This is a genomic window from Flavobacterium oncorhynchi (assembly GCF_002217355.1).
GTDB classification, from domain to species: Bacteria; Bacteroidota; Bacteroidia; order Flavobacteriales; family Flavobacteriaceae; genus Flavobacterium; species Flavobacterium oncorhynchi.
In genome coordinates this window covers 66,968-78,835 of sequence record NZ_MUHA01000028.1, presented here as the reverse complement: position 1 = coordinate 78,835, position 11,868 = coordinate 66,968, and the positions used below count along the sequence as shown (strand labels likewise).

Sequence of the window (11,868 nt, the reverse complement as noted above, 5' to 3'; positions counted from 1 at the left end):
ATAATACCTATGAGAAAAATAGTTATCGCACTATCAGTATTAATGGCCTTAACTTCGTGTGTATCGAAAAAGCAATACGCAGCATTAGAAGCTAAGAACAAAGAAACTCAAGACTTATTAAACTCTTGTACTGTTAAGTTAAATACTTGTTTGACTGAAAAAGCTGCATTGGCTGCTACAGCAGACAGCTATAAACAACACAATCAAGATTTAATCAGTACTTCTAAAGACTTAACTGTTTTAACTACCAAAGGAGCTGAAAACCTTGAAAAATCTTTAGAAAGCTTGAAAGAAAAAGATTTAAAAATCTCTAGACTTCAAGATGCACTTACTAAAAAAGACAGTGTAACTTTAGCTTTAGTTACAAGCTTGAAAGGTGCAGTTGGAATCAATGATCCAGATATCGAAATCAACGTAGAAAAAGGAGTTGTATTTATTTCTATCGCAGATAAATTATTATTCAAAAGTGGTAGCTATGATGTAACTGACAAAGCTAAAGGTGTTTTAGCTAAAGTTGCAAAAGTAGTAAACGATAAACCTGATTTTGAATGTATGGTTGAAGGTCATACAGATAATGTACCATACAAAAGCAACGGAATCTTGTTAGACAACTGGGATTTAAGTGTTAAACGTTCAACTTCTATTGTACGTGTATTAACAAATGACCTTGGTGTTAACCCTGCAAAATTAATCGCAGCTGGTAGAAGTTCTTATGTACCATTAGTAGCTAATGATACTCCAGATGACAGAGCTCGTAACAGAAGAACTCGTATTGTTGTTATGCCAAAAATCGATCAGTTCTATGACATGATTGAAAAAGAAATGAAAAAGCAAGCAAAATAATTTAAAGTAACATACTTTATTATACAGAAAAAGCAGGTCAATTGACCTGCTTTTATGTATCCCTAATTTTTTTAATAACCAATTAAATATAAATCAAGAATAGCATTATTTTTAAATTAACTAACTAAATAATAACTTTATTAAAGTTAGTTATTTATTTTAAACTTTTATAGTATTTAAGTTTTTTTTTACAAATACCCCTCTTCACATTTCTTTGCACAAGATAATAAAAAAATATAAAACTTATTTTATACCATAATTTAAAGGCAGCATATCTCCTACTTTTTTCTCAGAAATTTTTCCTGAAAACAGTATACTTTCGATATTAGAGTTATTTCCGTATTTATAAATATAAAAACTATCTGTTTGAAAAGTAATTTTAGATTCTTCATGTCTATTGTAAGCAATATTATAAGAAGCTACAACATCTTTTAAATTATCGTTTTTAACTTCGCCTTTTGGCTGCGGAAGTATTTCTACTTTTACATAATCTTCCTCTTCAATGATTTTAAATCTTTTAAGTGGATCGACACTCTGATCATCATTCAATAAAATAAACTTTTTGATTCCCCACTCTTTTTTAGCAAAGTTTCTAAAAAACTGAATTTGAGATCCTTGAAACGTCTTCTCTCTTCGTTCTAAAATTGCAGCCGAGTTATCAATTTCTTCAAATTTACTTACTCCGCCATAAAAATTCTTTATAACATCTTTTGAGTTTATACTCAATTTATTAAATGCAATTTCAAACACAACCAACTCAAAATCTATTTTATAGCCTAAAAATGCATTTACAATAATCAAAGGTTTATTTGAAGTGGCAGTAAAAACTAAATTATCCTTATCATATTTAAACTGAAGATCACCTTCATTTTGTATTATTGATGATTTTCCATTTGCTGTTTTTCCTAAAAAATACTCTCTGAATAATTTTAATTTTTGTGCTCTTGTAAACAATTCATTTTTAGTAATAACAACTTCTTTGAGTTCATTTTTTGAAACTGTCATAACAACATTCAGCGGCTTCGAGACATCTAAACCTGTAAGATATTCAGTTTGATATCCCATAGAACTTATCACAACAATATTATTTGCATTAGGTTCGTATTTTATGGCAAAATTTCCATTAGCATCAGAAATAGTAGAAATAGTCGTTCCGTCTAAATAAATATTGACACCATCGAGCGGAACATTGTCCTTGTTAGAAATTTTTCCTTTCAGAATGTTTTGCGAAAAAAGAGTAACAGTAAAAAATAAAAAGAAAAGCAAACAAAGATTTTTCATAAAACAGAAATGGTTTAGTTAAATTACAAGCTAATTAACCACAAATTTTTACAATAACCTAAAGAATCAATAAATTACTCTTACAAAATATCGATATCTCCTTTTCCTTCTCTTACAATAACCGGCTCATGTTCTGATAAGTCAATAATAGTTGAACCTACATTATCTCCATAACCACCATCAATTACTAAATCTACAATATTTTGCCATTTTTCAAAAATTAACTCAGGATCAGTAGTATACTCAATTACATCATCTTCATCTCGAATAGAAGTTGAAACCACAGGATTCCCTAACTGACGAACAATTTCTAAAATAATATTATTATCAGGAACACGGATACCAACAGTAGTTTTCTTTTTAAACTCTTTAGGCAAATTATTATTTCCTGGCAAAATAAATGTATAAGGTCCTGGTAAAGCCCTTTTTAGTATTTTAAAAGTCGATGTATTAATTTGACGTACATAATCTGATAAATTACTTAAATCATGACAGATAAATGAAAAATTTGCTTTCTCTAATTTAACACCTTTAATTTTTGCAATTTTTTCTAAAGCACGTGAATTGGTAATATCACAACCTAAACCATAAACAGTATCTGTTGGATAAATTACCAAACCTCCATTTTGAAGCACTTTTACAACCTTTGCAATCGCAGCTTCACTAGGTTTATCTGGATATATTTTTATAAATTCTGCCATAGTTTTTTATTTTGTTTTTAACTTTCAGGTCTCTGCTGTCAGGCTGAGCGAAGTCGAAGCCCACGTCCAATTGGAGCGCCCTTCGACTTCGCTCAGGGTGACAAATGTTTTCAAAACTTGAAATTTTATTTATCCAACAACATCTAATTTAGCAAATCTCAGTAAAAGCTTTTTAATACCTCCTACTTCAAATTTAATTTCTGCTTTTTTATCAGCTCCAACACCCTCAAGATTAACCACTTCGCCTTTTCCAAAACGTTCGTGCATTACTACATTTCCAACCGTCAATTTATTATCAAACAAATTAGCACTTGAACTTACGGGCGCATTTCCAGCAACAGGTTTTAGTTTACGAATATTTAAATCTGGTTTCGGATTATTATCTGTAACATGTTTTGGCGGTGTACCTCCTATTGGTTTTGCCAATCTCAATTTCGATTTATCAATATCTCCAAAAATATCTCCGTCGATAGGTGACTTATAGCGATAGTTAGTTTCAGCAGGAGTCAAATATTCTAAAAATTGTCCGTCGATTTCTTCAATAAAACGAGAAGGCTCACTATCTGTCAATTTCCCCCAGCGGTAACGAGATTGTGCATAGGTTAAATAAGCTTGATGTTCTGCACGTGTTAAAGCTACGTAAAATAATCGACGTTCTTCTTCTAATTCACTTCTAGTACTCATACTCATCGCACTCGGAAACAAATCTTCTTCCATACCTACAACAAAAACATGAGGAAACTCAAGTCCTTTTGCTAAGTGAATTGTCATCAATGCTACACGATCATCATCATTAGTATCTTTATCTAAATCTGTTGCCAGCGCAACATCTTCCATAAATTCAGCCAAAGCACCTCTTGCGCCGTCAATTTCTTTTTGCCCTTCAGTAAAATCTTTAATACCGTTTAAAAGTTCTTCGATATTCTGAATTTTTGCCATTCCTTCTGGAGTAGCATCTTTTTTCAATTCCTGAACAAGACCTGTTTTTTTCGCAACATGGTCCGTTATATAAAACGCATCCTGATTTTGATCAATAACCTGAAAACTTTGAATCATTGTTACAAAATCCTTCAGTTTATTCTTCGTTCCTGCATTCAGTTTTAAGTCAATTTTATCAATATTAACCATTACTTCCCAAATCGAGCGTTTGTAATGATTGGCTGCAATAGTAAGTTTTTCTACAGTTGTATCTCCAATTCCACGAGCAGGATAATTGATAACACGAATTAAGGCTTCTTCATCTTTTGGATTAATTACTAAACGTAAATAACACAAAACATCTTTTATTTCCTTACGTTGATAGAACGATAATCCACCATAAATTCTATATGGAATATCACGTTTTCTTAGCGCATCTTCCATTGCACGCGATTGTGCATTTGTACGATACAAAATTGCAAAAGAGCCATTATGAAGCTGATTTTGCATTTTTTGTTCAAAAATTGTGCTTGCTACAAAACGTCCTTCTTCTGCATCGGTCAAACTTCTGTGGACTTTAATCTTTGGTCCAAAATCATTTGCTGTCCAAACTACTTTGTCAAGTTTCGTTTTATTATGCTCCATTACCGTATTTGCAGCTTCAACAATATTACGAGTTGAACGGTAATTTTGCTCTAAACGAAACATGATAACACCCTCGTAATCTTTCTGGAAATTCAGAATGTTGTTAATATTTGCTCCACGGAATGCATAGATACTCTGTGCATCATCTCCAACCACACAAATATTCTGAAATTTATCAGATAAAGCTCTTACAATCAAATACTGCGAGTGATTGGTATCTTGGTACTCATCAACCAGAATATAGCGAAAACGGTTTTGATATTTAGCCAAAACCTCTGGAAAACGAGTCAATAATTCATTGGTTTTCAATAATAAATCATCAAAATCCATTGCACCAGCTTTGAAACAACGCTCTACATATTGCTGATAAATATCTCCTAATCTTGGTCTTTTTGCCATTGCATCGGCTTCAACCAATTCTGGATTGTTGAAATAGGCTTTTACTGTAATCAAGCTGTTTTTATAACTTGAAATTCGACCCAAAATTTGTTTTGGTTTATAAACATCACGATCCAGCTGCATTTCTTTAATAATTGAAGAAATTAATCTGGCAGAATCCTGCGAATCATAAATAGTAAAATTTGATGGATAACCTAAATGATCTGATTCTGAACGCAGGATACGAGCAAAAATGGAGTGAAAAGTTCCCATCCAAAGGTTTTTGGCTTCAGATGCTCCCACAATATCTGAAATCCTGTGCTTCATTTCACGAGCTGCCTTATTGGTAAAAGTCAGCGATAAAATATTGAAAGCGTCAATACCTTGAGCCATCAAATAAGCAATTCTAATTGTTAAAACACGGGTTTTCCCCGAACCTGCACCTGCAATAATAATCATTGGCCCGTCTTTTTTCAGAACGGGTTGTCGTTGCGCTTCATTGAGTTGATCAATGTACTTTTGCATGAAATTTTTCTCCATATGATGCAAAAATAAGAATTATAGATTTAATAAGCTACTAAGATTCTAAGGTTCTAAGGGGCTAAGTTTCTTGATCAGAATTAGGAGCACAACAGAAGGCATTTTATCAAACATAGTTCCCGCTTTCGGCTTTATCTCTCCGCTTCTCTGCGAGGATATCGCCTCTATCGGGGCTGAACTCAAACAATTGGCTTTCTTTAAATATTTTGAACCCTATAAGTGATATGAGTTCATTTAATTCTATAGTTAAGCAAAACATTGAAAATGTTTATATTAATTGCAATTTTGAAAAACATATTAAAAATAAAGCTTATAATTTCTTATATCACTGATATGGTTTAAAAAAAACTATTTAAAGAAAACGTCGTAAGCAAAACGAATCAACGTTCCAACCACAACAACTAAAAAGAAAATTCTAATAAAACCATTTCCTTTATTAATAGCCAATTTTGCACCAAGCCAGCCTCCAAGTCCATTGCTAATTGCCATTGGAATCGCAATTGCCCAAATAATCTTTCCTTTGATCATAAATAAACAAATTGAACCAAAATTTGTTGCCAAATTTACCATTTTAGCATTTGCAGAAGCATGCAAAAAGTCAAAACCCAAAAGCGCAATAAAAGCTACGACAAAAAAGCTTCCGGTTCCAGGACCAATAAAACCGTCATAAAAGCCAACAATTGTACTAATTACAACAGCATAAATTATTTGGGTTGTTTCTGAATGATCTTTCGCAGCATGCTGACCAAAGTTTTTCTTAGCATACGTATATATAAACAGCAATGATAAAACAACAAGTAAAAGCGGTTTCATAAAATCATTGCTGACCATAGTTAATATTGTAGATCCCAAAAATGCCGAAGGGACAGCCAAACACATCATAATCAAGAGTAATTTCCATTGAATTACTACTTTTTTTAAATATTGAAATGCAGCGAAAGCGGTTCCTGTAAAAGCCGGAATTTTTAAACTTCCAATAACTGTTGAAACTGGAAGATTTGGCAATAAGATTAGCCCCATTGGAGTTTGAATTAATCCGCCGCCGCCCACAATAGCATCGATAAATCCTGCTGCAAACGCAGCCAAACAAAGAAAAAGTATTATGTATGAATCCATTTAAAGTATATTTCCGGTAGATTTTGAGAATCTGAATGCAAAAGTAAAGTTTACATTTTGTTTATTGCGATAAATTTAAACTAGATTTTTACTCAAAAAGTATATTTTTGCTAAAAAAATTACCCAAATGGATTTTACAAAAATTATAGAATTAGCCAGTTATACGTTACCTGCAATTGTAACTGGGTTTGTTGCATACCGTTTTTTTGAACTGCACATTAAAAATAACGATAAAAAGCGTGCTTTTTTATTGAATCGAGAATATCAAAAACAATCTCTTCCTATACGTTTACAAGCCTACGAGCGTATGACTTTGTTTTTAGAACGTATTAATTTGACGAAATTATTAATTAGAATTTCTCCTATTTCAAACGATAAGCATGATTATGAAAATTACGTAATCGATCAAATTGAACAAGAGTTTGAACATAATTTAACGCAGCAAATTTATATGTCTGACGAATGTTGGACAATTATCACTACAGCCAAAAATGCTACAATCCAAATGATTCGTAAAGCTGCAATGAGCGATAAAGTAGAAAATGCTGATAAATTGCGTGAAGTAATTTTAAATGATTTGCTAGAAAAACAATCTCCTAGTAATGCAGCTTTGGGATATATTAAAAATGAGGTTGCTGAACTTTGGTAAAAAACATAGAGTTCAGATTTAAGATTAAATCTGAACTCTATATTTTTATCTTATTTTTTGTTTTTGGTGATCCTATAAATAATATTTATTGTTTCCTCTAACTCTTTTTCTTCAACTTCAAATTTATCAAATGACGTTTTAGGACTTGAAGCTGCTGCTGCCATGACTCGACCTGCTTTTACTTCATTTACTCTTTCATAAGCAACCATATCTCGCAAAGCATATTTCGATACTTGTTTTACATTTACAATTTTTACGTCTAATGCTTTTGCGATATTATCAGCATTATTCTTAGCATCATTAATTGCATTCTGAACTAATTTCAATCTCGAAGCTTTTTCCAATTCTTCAGAGAGAAAAGTTTCAAATTCAACGTCCAAATCTTTAATGTTTTCACTTTGTATTTCCTGATAAAATGCTTCAATTATCTTATTATCCAAAGCAAAATTTATCGACAAGGAATTAGTAACAGTATATTCCTTTTTGTTATCATTATTCTCACTGCTGGATATTCTGTATTCAGAAATTTTTATATTTTTTTCAGTAAAACCAATATTAAAAAGCCCTTTTTGAAGTTTTTCAATTTCTTCATTTAACTCCTTAATGGCTATTTTTTCAATTAAATTTCGTTTCTCAATTGTAACTCTAAATCTTGCACAATCAGGTTTAACTTTGATTTTAGAATTTCCTTCAGCGGTTATTTCACTTCCTGCATTTACTTGTGAAAATACTGGAATTACATAAGCAAGAAAAATTAAAACTGTAATTATTTTTCTCATTATCAATACTATTTAAATGTTGTTATTTCATATTGTAAACTCTAAAAATCATCTATTATCACTCATAACCTCAGATTTATTCTGAGCATATTCATAGCCTTGTTCCCACCATTCTTTCATCACTTCTTTATTAAAAATCAAAGCATTATCTGTCAATTTAGTTGGTGTGTAATATAAATTTAGCTTCACATCTTTATTGTTTGCCATAAGCTTTCCTATTGCGATATCGTGCTTTTCGACTTGATCTAAGGCAATTCGAAACAAATCAATCATCAATGAAAACGGATTTTTACCAATTACTGTCTTTGTTGTATTAACTTCGGTTTCTAGAATAATAACATCAATTTCGGTTGCGCCGCGATTAATAGCCTCACGAATGGGAACTAAACTTGAAAATCCTCCATCGCCATATTCCGAATTGTTTTTAGTAACCAAACTCATAAACGGAACATAATTACTAGAAATCCACGACCATTCACAAAACTCTTCGTAGCTGCAGTCTTTAACCGATTTGTACTCCGATTCGTTTTTAGTAAAATTGGTTACCGTTACAATAACATCGGTATCTAGTTTTTTTAACTTATTAAAATCGGACAACGAGAAATTATTCTGAATATATTTTCTTAAACCTTTACTTTCGCCAAAAGTTCTTTTTCCTTTAAAAAACTGACGTAATACATTGAAGTGATTGATAGTAACAATATCTATTCCTTCTTTTACTTTAACTACAAACGGACAAATATTAAAAATACTTGTCATGGTAACATTGGTATAAACGGAATGGATTTTTTTAATATGACCAAGCGCCAAATGCGGAATTAGAAGACTTCCTGTAGATGTTCCGATAAACAAATCATATTCATTTCTTTTTTCTTCAATCAAATATTGTGCAACTCCGCCGGCAAATGCGCCTTTACTTCCACCGCCAGAAATAACTAATGCTTTCATAAAATTTAATGTAGGTTTGTTTTTTGATTTTTTTTAAAGAAAATAGAAGCAAGAATAAAGACTTCTTTTAATCGCTAATTTCTTGCATCTCTCTTCTTGCTTCTATTTTCTATTCTACTCTTTCAGCAAACGATTCAATTGATATTGTTCATCGGGGTTTAAATTAGGTAAAATTCTATTAAACGAAGCACGCATTTCTGAATTTTTTAATAAAATCCTAATGGAATCTCTTCCAAATTTTGAAAACTGCCACATATGATGCGTTGTTGCATTTACTAAATTAGTTAAAACCTGATCGTTAATAATTTTAAATGCAATCAGTTTTTCAAGCGCATTCTGACGTGTTGGAGCTTCGTATTTAGTTGATGAAAAAGCAATTAGTTCATTTATTAATTCTTCTGAATTTGTGCTGTAATCTGGTGTTGACAAAGCCAGCGAAAGCCATAATGTTCGAAGATTAAAGTCGTTAAACCCAATCCAGTTTTTAGATTTATTTAAATAATCTTGTCTATGATTTGGAAAGTTTTTCCACAAATAAAACAGAGCTGCTTCTTGTGTTTGATAGGATTTGTCATCAAGTAGAGTTTCATATTCAACTCTAAAATCTTCTGGAATCTTAGCCAATGAACTTGCAACGGCTTGTCTGACTTGAGTATTATTTGTTTTTAATGCCGTTTGTAAAAGTGTTTTCTTTACTTCATATTTTTCGTTTTCTAATTGATCTACAATTGCTTCTTTTACAGATTCGTAAACATTAGATTCTAAAGTTTTCCTTAAAAAATCTTCTTTCTCAGAGAATGGCGTTTTTTTAAGTTTATCAATTTCTAAGCGAGTTTGAATCGCTTTATTTTTACTGAGTAAAACATTTGCTGTCGGCGTATCAAAAACAGTTGATTCTAACCAGGTTCTTTGAAATTTATCAAGATCAAAATCAGATACTTTTTTTATTTCGTCAAAGAAATCTTGAGTTGTTACGGTTTGATAAGCAAACTTTTTCAAATAGCTTTTTATTGCTTTTTTAAAAGCCTTCTCTCCAATTGATTCATGCAGTACAAATAATGCCCAAGCTCCTTTTTCATAAAAAGTAAGTGAACTAGCTTTTGCATTTAAAACCGGAATAGAATCTGTTCGTGAGGCAAATTTTATTTGCTGCGCCGTATTGTATAATTTAGAATAGAAGAAATCGTCTCCATAAATTTCTCTTTCTGCCAAAGCAGCAAAATAAGTCGCAAAACCTTCTTGAAGCCAATGATGTTTACTGCTTTCGGCTGTAATTAGATCTCCAAACCAATGATGCGCCAACTCATGGGCATCAACATTGGTATAATTTCGATCTTCAAAACCAATAGAATCTACTACATAGCGAGTTGCCAAAAGTGTCGAAGTTGTGTTTTCCATTCCTGCATATAAAAAATCACGAACAGGAATTTGTCTATAAATTTTCCAAGGATACTTTACTCCGATTTCTTTCTCTAAAAAATCAAAAATACGTTTAGAATAACGATACGTTGGCTCAAAACGCTTTTTATCTTTTGGTTCTAGATAATATTCTAACGGAATTCTAGACTTTGAGAGCATTTCCGTTTTATCATATTTACCAATTGCAAGCATCAATAAATAAGAACTCATTGGTTTCTCCATTGCGTATTGCCAGTGAAACAAATCTCCGCTGCTTATTTTTTCTTTTAAAACACCGTTTGAAATTACCTGATACTGATTATTGTAAGTAATGCCTAAATTAAAAATCAATTTCTCATTGACATCATCAAAACTCGGAAACCAATTACTGGTGTATCTTCCCTGCCCTTGCGTCCAGATTTGAACGTCATCATTTTCAATTTCAACAAAGTACAATGCTTGTTTTGGTTTTACAGTATAATTGAATGTCAGTTTCTTATTTCCTTTTTCAAAATGACTAACAATTTGTAATTCTTTACCCGTATTTACAAAAACAGCATTCTCTCCATTTATTTGGATATTAGAGAATTCCATATTTTTAGCATCAATTTTTATCGTATCAACAGACTGCAAAACGCTAAAATCGTAATCAACTTTTCCTGCAATTGTTTTTTGAGCATTATCAATAGTCAATTGTGCATTAACCGATTTAAAATCGACAAATTTAGTTTGCTGCGCAAAAAGAAAAGTGGTAAATAATAAGAATATATATTTCATTGAAATAAATTTGAAGGCGAAAATTCCAAAGTTACAAAGGTTTCATCAACAAATCGAATCAAATTTGTAAGTTTACTGCACAAAAATTCCAAAACGTGTTTACACCAAAAAAAGCCTTATTTAATTGGAGCAGCGGAAAAGATTCGGCTCTTGCATTATACAAAATCCTTCAAGATTCTGAGTACAAAATTGACTGCTTACTAACGAGCGTAAATCAACAATACCAACGAATTTCAATGCACGGCGTTCGTGTTGAACTGCTGAATGCACAAGCCAAAAGCATTGGGCTTCCTCTAAAAGTCATGCAAATTCCAGAAATGCCTACTATGGAAGTCTATGAAAATGTAATGACTAAAACTTTGACAGAACTAAAAGATAGCGGTATTACACATTCTGTTTTTGGAGATATTTTTTTGGAAGATTTACGAAAGTATCGTGAAGATCAATTGGCAAAAATGGATTTCCAAGGTGTTTTTCCACTTTGGAAAATACCAACAAAAGATTTAATTCAAGAATTTATTTCTTTGGGATTTAAAACTATTGTCGTTTGTGTAAACGAGCGTTACTTAGATAAAAGTTTTGTCGGCCGAATTATAGATCAGGATTTTATCAACGATTTACCCGAGAATGTTGACGTTTGCGGAGAAAATGGAGAGTTTCACACTTTTGCCTTTGATGGTCCAATTTTTTCGAAGCCGATAGATTTTGAAATAGAAGAAATTGTTTATCGCAAATATGAAAAACCTGAAAAAGAAGATTCATCAGATACTGCCTGCGATACCAGTGCTTCTGATGCTTTCGATTTTGGATTTTGGTATTGCGATTTGATTCCTAAATAGTCTGTCAGGCTGAGCGAAGTCGAAGCCACTTAATATTTTTTTGCCGCGAATTTCAC

The 11,868-nt window shown here is 31.8% G+C and carries 10 protein-coding genes; 3 read left to right on the top strand and 7 right to left on the bottom strand.

The window, feature by feature from the left end; genetic code table 11:
• The first annotated feature begins 9 nt into the window (after nt 1-9).
• Nucleotides 10-843 carry an OmpA/MotB family protein gene (locus tag B0A75_RS18085; RefSeq protein ID WP_089055668.1) on the top strand — a complete coding sequence of 278 codons (834 nt, stop codon included), beginning with the start codon at nt 10-12 and terminating at the stop codon, nt 841-843.
• 243 nt (nt 844-1,086) lie between these two features.
• Here the strand turns inward: B0A75_RS18085 and B0A75_RS18080 are convergent, their stop codons facing one another.
• The 4 genes from B0A75_RS18080 to B0A75_RS18065 all read right to left on the bottom strand — a co-directional run bounded on the left by B0A75_RS18080 (nt 1,087) and on the right by B0A75_RS18065 (nt 6,422).
• Nucleotides 1,087-2,124 (bottom strand): carboxypeptidase-like regulatory domain-containing protein, encoded by a 1,038-nt coding sequence (locus B0A75_RS18080; protein ID WP_089055667.1) that lies wholly within the window; start codon nt 2,122-2,124, stop codon nt 1,087-1,089.
• Nucleotides 2,125-2,204: 80 nt separating this feature from the next.
• Nucleotides 2,205-2,825 carry an L-threonylcarbamoyladenylate synthase gene (locus tag B0A75_RS18075; protein WP_089055666.1) on the bottom strand — a complete coding sequence of 207 codons (621 nt, stop codon included), beginning with the start codon at nt 2,823-2,825 and terminating at the stop codon, nt 2,205-2,207.
• Between the two features lie 129 nt (nt 2,826-2,954).
• Entirely contained in the window at nt 2,955-5,291 is a 2,337-nt protein-coding gene (locus tag B0A75_RS18070) for an ATP-dependent helicase (protein ID WP_089055665.1), read from the bottom strand.
• Nucleotides 5,292-5,654: 363 nt separating this feature from the next.
• Complete coding sequence (locus B0A75_RS18065; protein ID WP_089055664.1) at nt 5,655-6,422, bottom strand: sulfite exporter TauE/SafE family protein; 768 nt, start codon at nt 6,420-6,422, stop codon at nt 5,655-5,657.
• Nucleotides 6,423-6,549: 127 nt separating this feature from the next.
• Between B0A75_RS18065 and B0A75_RS18060 the strand changes: the two genes are divergently transcribed.
• Entirely contained in the window at nt 6,550-7,071 is a 522-nt protein-coding gene (locus B0A75_RS18060; RefSeq protein ID WP_089055663.1) for a DUF7935 family protein, read from the top strand.
• A 50-nt stretch (nt 7,072-7,121) separates the two neighbouring features.
• On the opposite strand, the gene B0A75_RS18055 is transcribed toward B0A75_RS18060, so the two are convergent.
• The 3 genes from B0A75_RS18055 to B0A75_RS18045 form a co-directional block, all read right to left on the bottom strand.
• On the bottom strand, nt 7,122-7,850 hold the full coding sequence (locus B0A75_RS18055; RefSeq protein WP_089055662.1) for an SIMPL domain-containing protein: 729 nt from the start codon (nt 7,848-7,850) through the stop codon (nt 7,122-7,124).
• A 48-nt stretch (nt 7,851-7,898) separates the two neighbouring features.
• Nucleotides 7,899-8,798, bottom strand: a complete 900-nt coding sequence (locus B0A75_RS18050) for a patatin-like phospholipase family protein (protein ID WP_089055661.1) — start codon at nt 8,796-8,798, stop codon at nt 7,899-7,901.
• A gap of 114 nt (nt 8,799-8,912) precedes the next feature.
• The gene (locus B0A75_RS18045; protein ID WP_089055660.1) at nt 8,913-10,973 is read right to left on the bottom strand and encodes a M1 family aminopeptidase; all 2,061 of its coding nucleotides are present in this window, start codon (nt 10,971-10,973) and stop codon (nt 8,913-8,915) included.
• Nucleotides 10,974-11,068: 95 nt separating this feature from the next.
• Here B0A75_RS18045 and B0A75_RS18040 point away from each other — a divergent pair, with 95 nt between their 5' ends.
• Nucleotides 11,069-11,812 carry a Dph6-related ATP pyrophosphatase gene (locus B0A75_RS18040; RefSeq protein ID WP_089055659.1) on the top strand — a complete coding sequence of 248 codons (744 nt, stop codon included), beginning with the start codon at nt 11,069-11,071 and terminating at the stop codon, nt 11,810-11,812.
• The last annotated feature ends 56 nt before the right edge of the window (nt 11,813-11,868 follow it).